Annotated in this window: 13 protein-coding genes; 8 read left to right on the top strand and 5 right to left on the bottom strand. The window is 60.5% G+C overall.

Annotated features, from left to right (window positions below):
• Nucleotides 1-15: 15 nt before the first annotated feature.
• Nucleotides 16-1,440 carry a UDP-N-acetylglucosamine-peptide N-acetylglucosaminyltransferase gene (locus ABJK70_RS09095; RefSeq protein WP_347257816.1) on the bottom strand — a complete coding sequence of 475 codons (1,425 nt, stop codon included), beginning with the start codon at nt 1,438-1,440 and terminating at the stop codon, nt 16-18.
• Between the two features lie 739 nt (nt 1,441-2,179).
• Here ABJK70_RS09095 and ABJK70_RS09090 point away from each other — a divergent pair.
• The 5 genes from ABJK70_RS09090 to ABJK70_RS09070 all read left to right on the top strand — a co-directional run bounded on the left by ABJK70_RS09090 (nt 2,180) and on the right by ABJK70_RS09070 (nt 5,763).
• Entirely contained in the window at nt 2,180-3,433 is a 1,254-nt protein-coding gene (locus tag ABJK70_RS09090; RefSeq protein ID WP_077731104.1) for a DEAD/DEAH box helicase, read from the top strand.
• 35 nt (nt 3,434-3,468) lie between these two features.
• Nucleotides 3,469-3,774: a hypothetical protein gene (locus tag ABJK70_RS09085; protein ID WP_086133287.1), complete on the top strand. Its 306-nt coding sequence runs from the start codon at nt 3,469-3,471 to the stop codon at nt 3,772-3,774.
• 29 nt (nt 3,775-3,803) lie between these two features.
• Nucleotides 3,804-4,115 carry an RNA-binding protein gene (locus ABJK70_RS09080; protein ID WP_077731106.1) on the top strand — a complete coding sequence of 104 codons (312 nt, stop codon included), beginning with the start codon at nt 3,804-3,806 and terminating at the stop codon, nt 4,113-4,115.
• 739 nt (nt 4,116-4,854) lie between these two features.
• Nucleotides 4,855-5,181 (top strand): hypothetical protein, encoded by a 327-nt coding sequence (locus tag ABJK70_RS09075; protein WP_077731107.1) that lies wholly within the window; start codon nt 4,855-4,857, stop codon nt 5,179-5,181.
• Between the two features lie 132 nt (nt 5,182-5,313).
• Nucleotides 5,314-5,763 (top strand): CBS domain-containing protein, encoded by a 450-nt coding sequence (locus ABJK70_RS09070; RefSeq protein ID WP_077731108.1) that lies wholly within the window; start codon nt 5,314-5,316, stop codon nt 5,761-5,763.
• A gap of 563 nt (nt 5,764-6,326) precedes the next feature.
• Here ABJK70_RS09070 and ABJK70_RS09065 read toward each other — a convergent pair.
• The 3 genes from ABJK70_RS09065 to ABJK70_RS09055 form a co-directional block, all read right to left on the bottom strand.
• A complete protein-coding gene (locus ABJK70_RS09065) occupies nt 6,327-7,712 on the bottom strand; it encodes a rhodanese-like domain-containing protein (protein ID WP_347257815.1) in 1,386 nt (461 codons plus the stop codon).
• A 9-nt stretch (nt 7,713-7,721) separates the two neighbouring features.
• Entirely contained in the window at nt 7,722-8,051 is a 330-nt protein-coding gene (locus tag ABJK70_RS09060) for a hypothetical protein (RefSeq protein WP_205780809.1), read from the bottom strand.
• A gap of 242 nt (nt 8,052-8,293) precedes the next feature.
• A complete protein-coding gene (locus ABJK70_RS09055) occupies nt 8,294-10,990 on the bottom strand; it encodes an AMP-binding protein (protein ID WP_347257814.1) in 2,697 nt (898 codons plus the stop codon).
• 278 nt (nt 10,991-11,268) lie between these two features.
• Between ABJK70_RS09055 and ABJK70_RS09050 the strand changes: the two genes are divergently transcribed.
• Nucleotides 11,269-12,333 (top strand): aromatic ring-hydroxylating dioxygenase subunit alpha, encoded by a 1,065-nt coding sequence (locus ABJK70_RS09050; protein WP_086134496.1) that lies wholly within the window; start codon nt 11,269-11,271, stop codon nt 12,331-12,333.
• Nucleotides 12,334-12,773: 440 nt separating this feature from the next.
• Here the strand turns inward: ABJK70_RS09050 and ABJK70_RS09045 are convergent, their stop codons facing one another.
• Nucleotides 12,774-13,892, bottom strand: a complete 1,119-nt coding sequence (locus tag ABJK70_RS09045; RefSeq protein ID WP_347257813.1) for an alpha/beta fold hydrolase — start codon at nt 13,890-13,892, stop codon at nt 12,774-12,776.
• Nucleotides 13,893-14,134: 242 nt separating this feature from the next.
• Between ABJK70_RS09045 and ABJK70_RS09040 the strand changes: the two genes are divergently transcribed.
• Both ABJK70_RS09040 and ABJK70_RS09035 read left to right on the top strand, forming a co-directional pair.
• Nucleotides 14,135-15,811, top strand: a complete 1,677-nt coding sequence (locus ABJK70_RS09040) for an autotransporter outer membrane beta-barrel domain-containing protein (RefSeq protein WP_143735200.1) — start codon at nt 14,135-14,137, stop codon at nt 15,809-15,811.
• Nucleotides 15,812-15,911: 100 nt separating this feature from the next.
• The coding region (locus ABJK70_RS09035) for a hypothetical protein (protein WP_347257812.1) at nt 15,912-16,907 on the top strand (996 nt) is incomplete at its 3' end.

Here is a 16,907-nt window from a genome sequence, read left to right as displayed (position 1 = left end):
AATATTGCGTGAGCTTCACGCCCTTTCGCATTCCGACGGCGTCGTCTCTCCGTGAGGCCGGAATGACCAGCCATGCCAATCGGTTGTCTCCCCTATGAGCGCCGGCGTCTCGCCATTGCGATACCGCTGCCACATCGCTTCGAACAAGCCTTCCAGATGGCGCGTATAAGCCCGGATATCGAACAGCGGCGCGCTAAGCCGATTCGCGGCAAGTTTGTGTTTGATTCGGGATAGATGCTCCGGGCGGGTGGCCAGGTCGAACGCCAGGTCGTAGTAACTTTCGAGATCGTCGGCGATCAGCTCGGGCAAACCGATCGCGTGCAAGAGACTCCCCGCCACCCGCGAAGGAAAGGTTTCGCCCGCGCAGGTCACCAGGGGGACGCCGGCCCACAGTGCGTCGCTGGCCGTCGTGTGCGCATTGTAGGGCAGCGTGTCCAGCACCAGGTCAGCGAGCCCCAGGCGGCCCAGGTGTTCGACCTGCGGCTTGTCATCCGCAAAAACGAGCCTATCCGGCGAGATCCCGCGTTGATAGGCTTCATTTCTGAGATTGCCTTCCGCCAGTGTGCTCTTAAGCAGCCAGAGCACGCTTCCGGGCACGTCGGCAAGCAGCCTGCACCAGATGTCGAAAACGTCCGGCGTTATTTTGTAAGCCTGGTTGAAACAGCAAAACACGAATCCCTGTTCTGCCAATCCGGCCTCGGCGCGCGTGGGCCGAACCCCTATCGGGCTTTGGCGGCCGTGAGGCTGATAGGTGTTGGGCAGGTACGCGAAGGCTTCGCTGTAGTCGTCCGCGCTGCCGGGCGGCGTCAGAAACGGATCGGTGATGATGTAGTCGCAGAATTCGCCGCCCAAGGTTCCGGGATACCCCAGGTAATTCACCTGGATGGGCGCCGGGCGGAAGGTAAGAATGGCGGTGCGGGTAGCCTGGGTATAGCCCTTGAGATCGATGAGAATGTCCACTTCGTCCTGATGAATCGCCTGGGCGGCCTCGGACGTGGACAAAGTCTGGATGTCGACGAATCGGTCGAAGCTTTTCTTGAGGCGCTCCCGCATGCCCTTGCCGTCGTCCGGGCCGTATGAATAGGCGAATACCTCGAAGCGCTCCCGGTCGTGGGATTCGAGCAACTCCACCAGCAGCAGCGACGTGGCATGCTCGTGAAAATCGCAGGACAGGTACCCCAAACGTATTTTCGGCCTCGCCGCCGAGCGGAACGTAAACGCCAGATCGGCCCGCTCCGCAGCGGACGCCTCGATGCGCGTCTTCATCCAGAGATCGGCACACGCGCGCTGCTCGCCCGCGCTCATGCCGGGCAGGGACAGCAAGTGAAACGGCGAAATCATCCCTGTCTCGCTTTTCGCGAGGATGGCTCGTATCTTTCCGCGCCATTCGTCGAGACGCTCCCACTCGCACATGCGTCGGCTCAAGTCGTAGAACTTCATGGGGTTTTCACTCTGGAACCGGCGCCGATACCCGCCGAAAGATACATCGGTCTTGCGCTGAGCTCCTTATTTAAGCGGACAGGGACCCTTGCGGCCATCGGTGCGTCGTGAAATCAAGCTCACACGCGGCTCCGTAGACGTTTTGATTTGGGAATCCCTCCGGCACTCCGGGCAGGAATAAGTTTGTGTGTCCTGAAGGGCCTTGGAGGAATACGAATAGGATATTCGCCACGTGATTTCCACACGGAACACGCAGCCGCAAAACCCGCAGGTTTGTTGGAAGTTGCTGGCCGTGAGAGAAGAATCGCAGGGTGTTGAACTCGTGGATAGCATCTCGACCTCTGAAGTTTGGTTCGCCATCAGCCTGCCCGAGGAGGCTTGCCCAAGGCATTCCGAATGATCCCTAGCATTCCTGTACGAATTGTCCTTGGTCTTGGAACAGTGCGCTTTCGGCGGAGAAATGTCCAGAAGACGGGCGAAATAAATTTAATTAGGTTATTCCGAAGAATGCGCGTATCCTGACGCTAGTTTGTCGCGGCTGAAGACCGGTCTTCGCCACGAGGATACGGAATTTCCCACTCAGTCCATGCCGCGAGGCACCTGTTAATCCCGCCTCCTCCTGCAAACCGCACGCGGTGCGTCCGTTTCGGACGACCCTGTGGTCACCTCAACCCAATCGCTCACGCTCAACCGGTGCCGTGCGTTTCACGCGGCAGGCCAGAGCCAGGAAAAAAAGATAATGGCTTTTACTTCTCTGGGGCTTTCCAAGGCCCTTTTGCGCGCCGTGGCCGAACAAGGCTATGCGGCCCCCACGCCCATTCAAGCCCAGGCGATCCCCGCCGTACTCGACGGCCGGGACTTGCTCGCCGCGGCCCAAACCGGAACCGGCAAGACTGCCGCCTTCACCCTGCCTTTGCTGCAGCGTTTGACGGAAAGCAGCGGAACCCATCATCGACCGGACCGCTCCCCTAGAGCGCTGGTTCTGGTGCCTACCCGCGAATTGGCCGCGCAGGTCAGCGAAAGCGTGCGCATCTATGGCCGATACACCGGCATCCGGACGGCGGTAATTTTCGGCGGCGTAGGGTTTCAGCCGCAGGTGGCCGCTCTGCGCCGGGGCGCCGATCTTCTGATCGCTACCCCCGGACGTCTGCTGGACCTCATAGCTCAGCAACACGCAAACCTCGCCGGAATCGAGTATCTCGTGCTGGACGAGGCCGACCGCATGCTCGACATGGGGTTCATCCATGACATCAGGCGTATCCTGGGACTACTGCCGAAAGTCCGCCAGAACCTCTTGTTTTCCGCAACTTTCTCCGATGACATCCGCACGCTTGCGGCGAGGCTCCTGCATCAGCCTCTGAGCATCGAGGTGGCACCGCGCAATGCGCCGGCCGAGATGGTCAGTCAGTCGATCTATCACGTGCCGAAGACGGGAAAGCAGGTATTGCTCGCTCATCTTCTCACCAGCGGGCGCTGGGGTCAGACCCTGGTCTTCACTCGAACCAAGCACGGCGCCAACAAGTTGGCGGAGCAGCTCGACCGGGATGGCTTTCGCGTCGCGGTGATTCACGGCAACAAGAGCCAGTCCGCGAGGACCCAGGCTCTGGCCGATTTCAAGGCGGACCGCGTGCAGATTCTGGTGGCCACCGACATCGCCGCCCGCGGCCTGGACATTCAGCAGCTTCCCCATGTGGTCAACTACGAACTCCCGCACGTTCCCGAGGATTACGTGCACCGCATTGGCCGCACCGGCCGTGCGGGCGCGGACGGCGCCGCGGTTTCGCTCGTATGCAGGGATGAGGCTCCGCAGTTGCGGGACATCGAGCGCCTGCTCGGTCGGCGATTGCCCGCCCACCCGGTGCCGGAAGAAATCCTGTCGACCATGACGACAGAGCCGGCGGTTCCGCGCACGCCGCCGAAGCCCATGCCGCGTCCAAATGCCCGCGCGAATACGCGCCATCGCACTGCAAACCCGCCTCGCCGCGCACTTTGATACCTCGCTGAGCGCTACCGAGAGGAGACCGATTAATGCAGGGAATCTATGCCGGCGATTCGCCGTCCGACTTCACCGAAAACGAATTCACCGGTTTGTTCGGCCAGCACCGCCGAGTGCGGGCTATGGAACTGGCAAGGCTCACTTCCGGCGGCCGCTGCCCCGGTTTCGGCCTCGTTGAAATCAAGGGCCGCGAGGCCCGCGCCGCGATCAGTGTCCTGAAAAGGTACGCCCAGCGCGGCAACTGTCTTCGTATCAGCGAAGAGCGTCCCCGTGGGCGAAGCGGCGGCAAAAGGCGTCGTTTAACGGCTGATCGACCGTATCGGCAGCCATCCTTTTGATTTTTTATTTTTCCTTTTAGGAGTTTTTTATGAGCAAGAAATTGTACGTCGGCAATCTGAGCTACACCGTGAGCAGCCGCGATCTCGAAGAGATGTTCGCCACGCACGGCGCGGTGGACTCCGCGAATGTCATCATGGACCGCGACACCGGCCGCTCCAAAGGCTTCGGATTCGTTGAAATGAGCAACGACCAAGAGGCTCAGGCCGCCATTTCCGCCCTGAACGGCAAAGATGTCGACGGGCGCAGTCTGACCGTCAACGAAGCGCGTCCGCGAGAGGAAAGATCCGGCGGCGGCTTTGGCGGTGGTCGCGGTGGTTTCGGGGGTGGACGCCGGTACTAAAAACCGCTTCGGCCTGGAAGCCGGCCGTTATCCCGGCCGACAAAGATCAACGCATAAAAAAGGCCGATCTGCGCCATCGCGCCGCCGGCCTTTTTTGCCATCGAAATATAAAAACCTTAACCCTTCGCTTTTCCGCTAGCCGGGTCAGTTGCCAGTGGTAACATGAATTAGCGGGATGTCGGCCTATCCCTTCCTGGGGGGCGACGCGACATCCCTATTTCTGTGCTCGAATGCCGCTTCCCTACCGCCCTTTCGAGTGCGATTTATTTAAGCGCCGAGCTTCGGCCGAAAAAAATACGAGCGAGCTCTTACGTAGATCTCCTCTAATGGCGGCGGTCAAACGGAGATTTCGTGACTGATGTCAAATTCATTTCAAATTGAAAGTGTTACTGTTGGTTCACGCCTAGATCGACAGTGACGGTTGACCATCCGGTGCAGCCCCCATGGCGCGGTCGCTATCCCGAATATGCCGGCGTGGGAACCTTCCTCACACAAGTGTTCTTCGGCGGAAAGTCGGAGCCCCGCAGAGGTTAAGGAAGCTCTGATTAAGTCCTTCGACAGGCCTGTCCTGAGCCAAGTCGAAGGGCATGAACGGAATCCACTTGTTCAGAGCTTCCTTAACTTTTCCTAGCCCCTCCGACCAGAGTGGGTCTCCTTCTAGCCGAAATTCCGAATATCGACGGCACCTAGAGACTAGGTGCCAGTTTTTTACATGAGATCTTGAAATCAGAGGGAAACGATGGCGACTAGAAAATATCGCCTGTGCCACCATCCGGAATTGATTCAACGCTTATTGGATGCAGCCGACATGATCTATCTCGATCCCCAGGGAAACCGCGCCAGACTTAACCGTCTCCTAGGTCTCGTCGAAAGATTGCAGGGTAGAAATCCGCTGATCACGCCCCCTCGTCATTATCATTTCGGCTCCGCTTCCCGTTCCAGGTCTGCTCCGTTCAACCCACCGATGAATGCCGAATGCTCGAACGGCGCCGAACCGTCCTCGCCCGAGCAATTGGAAGAGGCCGTCGGGCGCCGGAGACGCGCCTCAAAACCCTTTCACTCGTGAGGGGCCGATCGTTCCCAAACTGCCGACGCGCGCCGAACCTTCGTCGGCTCGCCCTGTCCCACTGTTACGGACCGCAAGCAGGCGGTTCTTGATCGTCAGCATGATGAAAATCCGAGAACGGAGGGAAACCCCATGGAAGTAAGAGAAATCATGACCCCCAACCCGGTCTGCTGTACCCCGGACACCCATTTGGAAGCTATCGCACGACTGATGGTACGGCACGACTGCGGCGAGATACCGGTCGTCGAGAACGAGGAATCGATGCGGCTGGTCGGCGTCGTCACCGATCGCGATATCGTCTGCCGCAGCTTGGCTCAGGGCAAGAATCCAATGGACATGACCGCACGGGAATGCATGTCCACCCCGTGCGTCACGGTTACACCCGAAACTTCGCTGGAAGACTGCTGCAAGGTGATGGAAGAACATCGAATCCGGCGTGTGCCGGTAGCCGATCGAAGCGGGCGCTGCTGCGGAATGGTTTCCCAGGCGGATATCGCCCGGCGTGCCCCGACCCAGCAGACGGCGGAAGTGCTCAAGGAAGTCTCTCAGCCAAAATCTACCGCGGAACCTGCCATGGCTTAGGGCTTGCCGCCAGGCAGCAAGCCCTGATGGCAATGGATCAATTCATTCTCCAGCATACCCCGGAAGCGTTAAATGGGACGGCATCATCTCCGCCGTTCGCTTTTCGGCTTATGGCGAAGTGAAAACCAAACTGCTCCAGCACCATTCGATTGGCGTTGACGCATACGGGTATATACCTTCACAAACGTTGCGGACGGGATGATTATCCCGTCCCGACGAGTGAGTATGTGGAAATCCATAGCGCAAGAATCGGATGTTATCGAATCGCATGGCGGTTTGAATTAGAACCTTCAAGGTGCAGTAGGTCGGCAATCCTTTCCCAATCGCAAACGGTCGCTTTTTGTCGCGACCCTTCCGAGAACGCCCCTCACCGATCCCGTGTGTCGGCAAAGGATTGCCGACCTGCGAATTTTCTCAATCGTCACCCCTAAACCGCGGTGAAAAACGCTCTAGCTCGAGATAACGGATTTGTTCCTGTCCTAAAGATAAGCAATGCAACGACCTTTGCCGCCGCGGGTTATCGCCGGAACTGTTGCCGCCTAGCCGGTTTCCGAAAAGAATACTCATTCCAGCCGATAACCCGCCGCCTTCCACGCCTTCATGCTTCCCGGAATGTTGTATACCTCCTTGAATCCGCCGCGTTTCAGCAGACTCGCCGCGATGCTCGACCGATAACCGCTCCCGCAATAAGTGACGATCGGTTTGGTGCGATCGAAGGAGTGGAGATGGTCCGGCAAAAAAGGCGCATAGAGATGCAGAGCGCCCGGAATATGGCCCTGGTTCCACTCGGCAGGGCTTCGCACATCCAGGACCTGGATATCGCTCCTGCCGCTGTCTATCCGTCCTTTCAACTGGTGTACGCTCATTTCCGGCATACCATCGAAAGGCAAGCCCGCTTCGAACCAGCCGCGCATGCCTTTGCCCAGATAGCCATCGATTTTCTCGAATCCGATGCGCAGCAGGTGACGCTGAACCGTTTCGAGATCGTCCTCTTCCGCCAGAACCAACAAAATCCGCTGGTTAGGCCTAAGCGTCCAGCCGGCCCACGTCGGAAACTCCTCGCGCAAGGCGATGTTCAATGCACCCTGGATATGCCCCCCGCCGAAGGCTTCGATTTCGCGGGTATCGAGGACCACCGTGTCGGGCTTGCCCATCTCGATTTGGAACACGTGCGGCTCGAGCATCGGAATCGGCGGCACGCAGGCCAGCACCCGAGGCCCGTGGGTATTCACGTCCTTGAGATGAGCGTAATAGAACGGCGCAGGTTGCAGCGAGCCGAGCTGGTTCTTCACGAACTCGTCCTCGTTATCGGCTAGAAGCTTGGGATTATGCCGCCGCTCGTAACCCAGCGTGCTGATCAGCCGGTCGCCGATATTGCCGCCGCACGGCGAACCCTTGCCGTGCGCCGGATGGATCGTCAACTCGTCGCCCAGCGGGAGGAGCTTGTCGAAGAGCGAGTGATAGAGTCGGCGGGTCATTCCGTCGGCCTCTTCCTTCCCGAGCAGATCGGTACGGCCGATATCCCCGCAGAACAGCGTATCGCCGGTAAAGACTCCCCAGGGCGCCTCGGCGCCCTTGCCGCCGCTTACTCGGTAACACACATGTTCGGGCGTATGCCCCGGCGTGTGAAGCGCCTGCAATGAGAGATTTCCTATCCGTATCGTGTCGCCGTCCTTGACGGCTTCGTGGTCAAAGGTGCGTTCGTTCGATTCGCCTGCGTAAATCGTCGCGCCGGTCTGCGCCGCGAGCTCCCGGCTGCCCGATACGAAATCTTCGTGGACATGGGTTTCCAGGATATGGCTGATGCGAACGTCGCGGTCCTTGGCGATTTCCAAATAGATTTGAATGTCCCGGCGCGGGTCGACGACGGCGCAAACGCCGGCGCTCTCGTCGCCCAGCATATAGGACAAATGGGAAAGCCCTTCCGACTTGATCGTTTCCAGAAACATGATTGCCTCCTAATCGGCGTGAGCCTGTTCTTCCGATGGCGAGACGGCCGGCCATTCCTCGTCCAAATACGTATCGCGGACGGTTCCGAGCCGGGTATTGCCGTGTACCGCCGCGCCGTCCGAATCGACAACTTCCACCTGAAAGCCCGGATAGGTCTGGCGGAAACGCGTCGCCTTCCATTTCTCCACGCTCAGGTCGTTCTTCGCCGGCGATTCGAAGGGATACGGCGGCAGGCCCATGCGGTCGCCGCGCACGTCCCGCCCGTCCAGGTGGAGAATACGCACCGCGAATCCCTCGACATCCCAGATCTGCTTCTCCACGTTCATGACCTTGGCCATAAGCCTTTCTCCACTGCCCTATGCCGAGCCGAGTAGGTCGGGAATCCTTTGTCGACGTCAGCCGGTGGATAATCGGCTTCGTCGGCAAGGGATTGCCGAACTACGATCTCCTATCCCGAGCCGCAACATCCCGGCCCATTCAACCGGCGCTTCCATCAGTGCCTAGCTCATAGGATGTGCTGAACGAAGTGAAGCGCATCATTCGCGACTCCCCTATCCCGAGCCACGACACATCGTCCCGTTCAACCGGCGCTTGCGTCCGAATCCAGCCGCGCGACGCGGTCATGCAGCGCTGCGGCGATGCGCTGCTCCGGACGCTCGCCCCGGCCCTCCCGCTCCAGTTCGTCCGCCGTCGCCGGCGGACCGAAGCGCACCTCGATCGGCCGGAAACGTGGCACCCAGCTCCCCACCGGCAGCGCCATGTAACTTCCGCCGATCCAGACCGGGACGGCCGGCACGCGCGCCGCCCGGAGCAGCAGACCGATCCCGGTCTCGAACGGCCGGAGCTTTCCGCTTTCGGAACGGCCGCTCTCGGCGAACCACACCAGATTGTTGCCCCGCTTGAGCGCCAATACGGCCAGGGCGAGACTGGCTAAAGGACCCCGCCGGGGATCGACAGGCAGCGTGCCGGTCGAACGGCTGGCCTGCCGCATCAACGCGTTCCGAAACATGACCCCGGTATAACCCGCCCAACAGGTTCTCGGGAGTTGTTCACGGGGCAGGACCGCGGCAATGGCCATGGGGTCGAGATAGCTGACATGGTTCGGCGCCAGAATGAACGGCCCATTCTTCGGCAGGTGCTCCTGTCCTTCGGCCTTGACGTCGAACGCCCGTTCCATCAGCCAGCGGTCGAAGCCGAACAAAAGAACGCCCAGAGCGCTCGACCAGGTTCCCGGCGGCTCGACCCAGGCGCGTTGGTCCGCGCCCACCAAGGCTTCCGGCTGAGACAGCCGGGCCAACGGGTCCTTGACTTCGCCCGCCAGGCCGCCGCCCGCTTCGGCGCCTTCCCGCAACAGATCGCGGACGGTTTGCACGCGGCTGATGGTTTCCTCGTCGAGATCGACCCCGGTGGCCGCGCCCATTTCGAGGGTCAGCGTCAGCCATTCGAGCGAATCCACGCCCAGATCGAGCTGGAGATTCGTATCCGGCATCAGCCGCACGTCGGGAAAGCGCTCGGCCAGCCATTGCCAGATTTGGCGGGCGTTCGGTGCCTCCAGCAATTGCTGGTCTTCGGGCGCCATCCGTTCGAAGGGCAAGGGACCCGTTTCCCCGGCCGCCGCCTTTCCCTTCTGTTTGGCCTTCTCGTAAATTTCGTCGAGCTCATGCCGCCTAAGCTTGCCGAGGTGCGTCCGGGGCAGCGGGTCCGGCGTGATGACGTAATCGCCGATTCGATTGTGCGAGGGCAATCGACCGGACTGCGCCTCGACGTCCTTGCGGATCAGCGCTTCGAGGTCCCCGCCCTCGCGGGTCGCGGCCGGTGCCGGCACGATCAGGGCCACCAGCCGGCCCTTTTTCTCCAGCACGGCGACTTCCTTGATGTGCGGGCCCTGGCCCAGAATCTCCTCGACGTACTCGGGGCGGATGTTTTCGCCGCCGGGCAGCACGATCATTTCCGAGGCGCGCCCGACGAGGCGCAGGTATCCGCCGTCCAAATAGCCGAGATCGCCGGTACGGAAAAAACCGTCGGGGGTGAACGCCTCCCGTGTCTTGTCGGGCAGATTTCGGTAGCCCGAGAAGACGTTGGTGCCTCTGGCCAGCACCTCGCCGTGTTCGGCCGGAGGCTCGGGTTCCGCGATGCGGATTTCGACGCCGGGCAGCGGCGTCCCGGCGGTATCGAGACGGCTCCGGCCGGGCACGTTGAACGTCAGCACCGGCGAGGTTTCGGTCAGGCCGTAACCCGTTGCCATGTCAAAACCCAGGCCGACCAGCTTGAACGCCAGGTCCGGCGCGAGCATCGCGCCGCCGCACAGCATCATGCGCAGATCCGGGGCGAACTGACGGTGCAGCGAAAGGAATAACCCGCGGCCGATGGTAAGGTCCGAATGCCGGCGCAGCGCGCTCGCGAGATCCAGGCCGAGATGAAACAGCTTGTCCGCCAAAATTCCGTGCTGCCGGACTTGGGTTTCGATCGCTCCGAACAGCGCCTCGTACATGCGCGGAACCCCGACCAGGAATGTGGCCTTCCCTTCCCTGAGCGCCCGCAACAGTTCGGGCCCGGTCAGCGACAGCGGAAAGATGAAGGGAACTCCTGCGGCAAGCGGCGTCAGCAAGCCTATGGTGAAGGGATAGACGTGATGCAGAGGCAGCGGCAGCAGAAAGCGTTCCTGTTCTCCGACCACGTGAAGATCGAGTATGGCCTGGAGATTGCTTGCGAGGTTCCGATGGCTGAGCGGCACCCCTTTCGGTGGACCGGTCGTCCCGGAGGTGTAGAAAAGCACGGCGATGTCCTCCGGTGCGGCCGGAGTACCCGGCTTTTCCGCATCGGAGCAATGGCGCCGCCAATCGAACTCGTCACCCCGTTCCGCATCCAGCAGGATCGGACGGAGATCGCGTTTGAGACCTAAGCGATCGAGGCGCTGGAGCTGACGGCGCGTGGTGAACAACCAGCCGACCCCGCTGTCGGCCAGCACGTGCCGGAGGTCCTCGTCGCCCATCTGGGCATCGATCAGAACCGGCACGATCCCCGCCGCGATCGAGCCGAGACAGGCCACCACCCATTCCGGACTATTGGGCGCAAAAAGGCCCACGGCATCGCCCGGCCGCAATCCCGATTCGACTAGCCCGGCCCCCAAGCGCTGCACGGAGCGGGCGAGCTTCCCGTAAGACCAGGTTTCGGTGCGTTTTTTCAGAAACGCCACAATCGCCGGCTTGCCGCCCTGCCCTTCGAGCGCCCGGATCAATTGCTGCAAGGTGTCTATCGCCACGGCTCCGTCCCTCATCGGGCAAACTGCCCGGTAATCCTTAGAAAAACCAGGCCGCGGGTACGTTCCCGTTGCCGTGATTCGAGAAACCTCGGAAAATCGTGCCGGTAGCGACCGTCGACATCTCGGCGCCGGCATGTCCCGACTCTGTTACGCTCGTCTCGAACGTTTCGTGCCGTCATGGAAAGTGGCCCCGCCGAATGCCCGAACGAAGCGGCCGTAAAACAGTCCTAAAGTTGTGGCTTTTTACAGCCAGCGATCGCTCCAGTTCATCCTGAAAGGAATCACGGTGCACGATGAGCCAGCTCAGAAATTCCCAAACCATACCGGATCTGCGCAAGGTGAGAATCAATCCCGACTATTGGTATCCGCTCGCCTGGGCGCATCAAGTCGGAAAAGCCAAGGTTCTCGGAGCCGTATTCGCCGGCCGGCCTATCGCCATCGCCCGGACCCAATCGGGCAAGATATTCGCCTTGGAAGACCGCTGCGCCCATCGCCAGTTTCCGCTTAGCCTGGGGGTTGTCTGCGGCGACCATCTTCAATGCGGATACCACGCCTGGCGATATGACCAACACGGGCGGATCTCGGCGATTCCTTACGCCGGACCCGATACCGTACCGCCGCCCGGCGTTCGCTCCTATCCCTGCCGAGAGGCCTATGGAGCGATCTTCGTGTTTCCGGGCCATCCGGATTTGGCGGACCAGGTTCCGCTGCCCGAGATTGCGCTTCGCGATTCCCCCGATTACAAGCCCATGTGCTTTTCCCGGCAGGTCGATTGTCATTATTCGTTCATGCACGAGAACCTGATGGATATGAATCATCAATTCCTGCATCGGCGGTTGATGGGCAAGATCAGACCGGAGCTGCTCGGTACAGCCAGGGGCGACGGATGGGTCGAAGCGAGGTATCACTTCCATCATCTGGGCGGGCGCCGGCATTCAGGGTCCGATCTTCTCTCGTTCGGCGGCGACCACGCGGAAAAGGAATACGACGTCATGACCATCCGGACCGAGTATCCCTACCAAACCCTAACGATCGCGGGGCGCGACTCCGAATTTCCGAGCGTCGGTTTGTGGTGCGTCTACGTGCCGAAAGACCCGGACCAAAAAACCAATCAAAGCTTCGGCATTCTGATGATCCGGAAACCCCGGATTCCCGGCTTGATTCATGTGCTATGGCCGCTCCTCCGCCATTTTGCGGAAGCGGTGTTCGCCGAGGACCGCATGGCGGTGGAAGCGGAACAGCGGGCTTATGACGAACTGGGGAGAGATCGAAACCAGGAAGTCTATCCCGTCACGCTCGCCGTTCGGGAGTTGCTGATATCCAGGGGAATCGCCCCGAAACCGGATGAATGCGGTTGAGAGGCTGAACCATCGGCGCAGTATCGAATCAAAGCTCGGGCAAAGGCTCGCGGTAGGGTGTTCCCCGGATTTTCGCCCTGATTCCTGCAATCCGCGGTCTTGGCGGAAACCGACATGAGAAGAGGAAACTGGATCCGGACATCCTTGTCCGTTGCGATCACCGTCCCGTGAACGCAGAAGCCGTGCCTTGGCGATCCAGTTATAGCCTTGTCCGTCGACTATTGGGATGCTTTTCCCGGCGAGTTCCGCTGTCCCTTCGCAGCATCCCACAGTCCCAACCGAAACCTTCTTGTTTCGGGCTCACATGCACCGTCTGCATGGAAGTGAAGTTTATTAAACCCGACTCTGACGCTTTCCGATATACGCCCGACTCCGTAGGTAATTGTTCGTAAAGGGATAACCAGGCAACGACATTCGGTTCGCTTCGCTTCCGAGCGGGATCAGCGCGCGCGGGCATGAACCCAACTCATGACTTTCGGCCACAGGCTGCGGTGGGCCTCCTGCCCTACCAGCATGCCGACGTGCTGGAGCGAGACGCCGACATCCCCGCCATACCAAAGCACCGTGGTATCCCGGCTCCGCACCGCGCGATGGAAAGGCAACACCGCTTGAGGCGGGACAATACGGCAGTTCGGGTCCACGGCGCTGAGAACCGGAGCCTCGACGAGCCGCGGGGCGACTTTATGGCCGTTGATCGAAAGATTCCCCCGCATGAAGCGATCCTCGCGATACAGCCACTCGACGATTTCCTCGAAAAGCGCCGGTGCCATGGACATTTCGTCGCATGCCCAACGCTCCACGGCCAGATAGGTTCGCTGAGCCTGCGGGTCGCCGAGGCTTCGAAACCCGTTCAATAAGCGGCGCCAACCGAAGGTCAAAGGATCCGCGAGGAACGAGCACCCGCTAAGCAGCGAACCGGCCACAGGGGCTACGACCACGGTCAAGTATTGCGCCGGCGGAGCCGTGGCGATCCAGCGGTCGATCAGTCCCACATCCCGCCCGAAATGCAGCGGAGCACCCAAAAGAATCAATCCTTTGACGCACTCCGGATGCAAGGCCGCAAAAAAAGTGGCCAAGGTTCCCCCCAACGAATGCCCGGCCAGGAAAACCGGCCCGTTTCCTCGTTCTTTTCCGATGGCCCTGACACTGTCGAGAATCAGACGGTCGGCATAGTCGGCCAGACCGAAGGATTGGCCGATACGGCCGGGACGCTCCCAGCACACCAGATAAACCGACAGGCCGCTCTCCAGTCCGCGCCGGACCACGCTGGCCCAGGGCACCAGGTCCCAAATGTAGGCGCGCTTGATCGGTGCCGGAACGATCAGCAGGACCGGCCCGGCCTCGGGCTCGGGCTCGGGTTCGGGACCATAGCGTCTGAGCGTGAGACCGGGCGCGGACATCACTGTCCGGAACGGCGTCTCCTCCCGCCCGAAGCCGGTCAGATCGAACCACAGGCCGAGATCGCGGCGGAACCGATCGATCGGTTCGAATAACCACGTGTCCAGATTCGGATAGAACCCCTGACGGGTCGCAAAATCATCCGTCACATCATCGTCCATGGACAACAACCTAAAGAATCGCCCCTTCCCGATATCGACCCGGACACTTCACGAAAACTCCCCGAGATCGGCCGAAATCGTCGGCAGACCCGAAACGAAGTTTTGTGCTTAAATTTGCGGCTGACTCAAGATCCAAATGGGGGGCTCATGGTTCGCTCAACACCGGCCACGGGCGCATAGGAATCTCATCCGTTCATGGAGGGCTTATCGAACAATTAAACCAATAAGAGGAGCACAAGCTCGTGAGCATTGCCAACGTCCCAATCCGTCCGCCGTTACGGGTTCTTAATGACTTTTGCCGCCCCGGCTATAGCGGCCGGATTCTGTCCATATCGAGATTTCCCGGCGGCCGGATCGCGCTGATGTGCTCCGCGCTCACCTTGGTCGCCGGCAATGTCTCGCAAGCGGAGACCTTAGAGACGACTTCGTTCGTGCCGGCAACGCCCGAGGAACAGTTCGGTTACGATTTCGCCAGCTATGTGCCCGTTATGCGGCCGGTGGAAGGCACGGCGGACGTCTTCTCTCCCGCCGGCCTGAACCAGTTGCACATGTGGTCGGTAGACGTCGAGGCGTTCCAGTCGTTCGCCGAGAGCGCGGGAATCGCCCCGGAAGTGGGCCTGTCGCCCATGCAGTTCATCCGTCCGGATGGCTCCATCGTTTCCTTCGACAGCGCTCAATCGATGAGCGACTACATCAACACCTACGATGCCCTCGCGGCAAATTTGGGAAACGTCCCGAGCAATGGCGCGCTGTACCGGTTTTCCTCGTTTGATGCCATACGTTCGCAGATCACCGGGAACAGCGTGAGCTACAACGGCGCGGTGGATTCGCTGTTCTGCGGCAGCACCGGACTGGGCGGCAGCTACGATTCGGCCCTGGCGATTTATCACTGTCTGTTCGGCGCGGCGCAAGGCGCCCTGCCCGCCGCGCAGCAGATCAATCAGCTGAATTTCGTGGATTTCCAGTTCAACCGTCCGACGTCCGAAATGGCCCGCAGCCTCAACCTGATGCGCGGAATGCGTATGGCGCAACAAAAAGCCGATGAAGAGATTCAGGGCACGAACGGCGGGGCGAGCGGCGACCAGTATCTGATGCTGGGCAACCTCGGACTGTTCTTTTCCGCCGGCGGAAGCTTCGGCGACGTCAACACGCGCCAATCCTTGCCCGGCTATGCCATCAATCGACGCACGGTAACCGTCGGTCCCGATTACCAGGTGACCGATTGGCTACGGACGGGCCTGCTGTTCAACTATGTCAGCACCAGTTCGGACTTGGTTCAGGGGCTAGGCACTTTTAGGGCCGATAGCTTCCGGTTTACGCCATTCCTGACCTTCGTCCCCTTCGAGAACGCCTATGTCGACTTGACCATCGGCTATGCCCTTCACGACAACCGGTCGGAACGCCGGTCGTTCGGCGTGAACTACGAGGCGAACTACACCGGCGACGAGTACAGCGCCGCATTGGGGGCGGGATATAACTTCAATTGGGGCGGCTTGAGCGTCATCCCGTACGTCCAGGCGGCGGGGATTTCGACCGAAATCAACCGGTTCCGCGAACGAAGCGACAGCGGCGTCGGAATCACCATGGGGAAGCAATATCGGGATTCGGTAACCACCACCGTGGGAACCGAGCTCAACTACGTCTGGAGCACCCCGTATGGCGTGGTTCTGCCCCGCGTTTTCGGAGAGTGGGTCCACGAATACCGCAACAGCAGTCAAGCTATCACGAACACCCTCGGGCGCGGCGGGTTCGCGACGTCATTCGTGACGCCCGATCCCATACGCAATTGGGCCAACGTGGGCTTTGGCGCACAGTTTGTGATGCCCAACTCGGTTTCGGCATTCGTGAACTACACCAGCCTGATCATCAGCGGCGCCACCAACCATACCCTGGAAGGCGGCGTAAGATGGGACTTTTGATGGTATAAGTAAATTCACGGCGTTCTCCGCGATACGGAGTAGATGCTGCGGCCTCGAATCTAAAATCTAAATCAGGCAGACCCAGCCAAGGATGGTTTCTATGCGATTACGACCAGAAGTTTGGCTCGTTATGCTGCTTTCCGCGCTCTTCATCAGCGATGGCCTGGTCTATGTCTTCTTTTTCGCGGATCTGGCCATTCCCGGTACACCGGAGACGAGCCAAACGCTAACCCCGAAAGCCAGCGCGACTCCGCAGGAAATCGGCTCCTACGACGTATTGGGCCGAACCGTCGGCAAAGCCGAGGCGGCCAGACTCCTGCAGACGGCCGACGGAAAACGCTACCTCGCGCCGGCGAATGGAGCCGTGGAGATCACCCGTGAGTTGTTGGAGCTCGGGCGTCGGGCCTTCTACGAGGAGACTTACGGCAACGAAGTCTTCTTGACGGATGTCGTCGGCGTCATCGACGGGCCAATCAACCTGTGGAAACTGGCAAAGGCCACGATGGCGCTGGGCGGAGAGCCGACCACCAACCTCCAGGTTCAGCTGGACCGCGACGTAACGATCGGAGGGCGGACCTTCAGGCGGGGCACGTGGGTCAATACCGGCCTGGATGTGCCGGCGGGCGGACTCATTCCGCTCGGCATGCGGGTTTTTCTGCAGCAGGGACAGATCCGGGTCGGCATGACCTGCGCCGCGTGTCACGCGACGGTCGATCCATCCACCGGCGCCATCATCGAAGGCGCGCCGAATGCGGATGTGAATCCCGGCTTGTTACTGGCTTTCGCCACCAATTCGGCCGCCTTCTTTCGCCAGACCGACGTCAACCCGATGCGCCTGCCCCCCGGCGATCATATTTATCTCAAGACCGACGACCGAAACGCCCGTCTGCCCGACCCGCGGGCGGTCGAGGACGCCGTGGACGCTGCCCTGCTGGCATGGCCGCCCGGCAACTTCGATTCCACCGGCGATCTTCAAAACAATCCGACTCAGATTCCGACATCCTACACCTTCGGCGCCTGGCCCTACGGTTGGAGCGGTTTCGCCTCGACCGGCTGGCTCCATGGGCTGACCACGCTGAACGCCAATGTCCACGGC

The organism is Methylocaldum sp. (genome assembly GCF_039794385.1).
Lineage (GTDB): Bacteria > Pseudomonadota > Gammaproteobacteria > Methylococcales > Methylococcaceae > Methylocaldum.
This window is presented reverse-complemented; position numbering and strand designations above follow the sequence as displayed.

Coding starts and splice junctions, on each gene's coding strand:
- ABJK70_RS09095 (WP_347257816.1), bottom strand. CDS start 1,440: ATGAAGTTCTACGACTTGAGCCGACGCATGTGCGAGTGGGAGCGTCTC.
- ABJK70_RS09090 (WP_077731104.1), top strand. CDS start 2,180: ATGGCTTTTACTTCTCTGGGGCTTTCCAAGGCCCTTTTGCGCGCCGTG.
- ABJK70_RS09085 (WP_086133287.1), top strand. CDS start 3,469: ATGCAGGGAATCTATGCCGGCGATTCGCCGTCCGACTTCACCGAAAAC.
- ABJK70_RS09080 (WP_077731106.1), top strand. CDS start 3,804: ATGAGCAAGAAATTGTACGTCGGCAATCTGAGCTACACCGTGAGCAGC.
- ABJK70_RS09075 (WP_077731107.1), top strand. CDS start 4,855: ATGGCGACTAGAAAATATCGCCTGTGCCACCATCCGGAATTGATTCAA.
- ABJK70_RS09070 (WP_077731108.1), top strand. CDS start 5,314: ATGGAAGTAAGAGAAATCATGACCCCCAACCCGGTCTGCTGTACCCCG.
- ABJK70_RS09065 (WP_347257815.1), bottom strand. CDS start 7,712: ATGTTTCTGGAAACGATCAAGTCGGAAGGGCTTTCCCATTTGTCCTAT.
- ABJK70_RS09060 (WP_205780809.1), bottom strand. CDS start 8,051: ATGGCCAAGGTCATGAACGTGGAGAAGCAGATCTGGGATGTCGAGGGA.
- ABJK70_RS09055 (WP_347257814.1), bottom strand. CDS start 10,990: ATGAGGGACGGAGCCGTGGCGATAGACACCTTGCAGCAATTGATCCGG.
- ABJK70_RS09050 (WP_086134496.1), top strand. CDS start 11,269: ATGAGCCAGCTCAGAAATTCCCAAACCATACCGGATCTGCGCAAGGTG.
- ABJK70_RS09045 (WP_347257813.1), bottom strand. CDS start 13,892: ATGGACGATGATGTGACGGATGATTTTGCGACCCGTCAGGGGTTCTAT.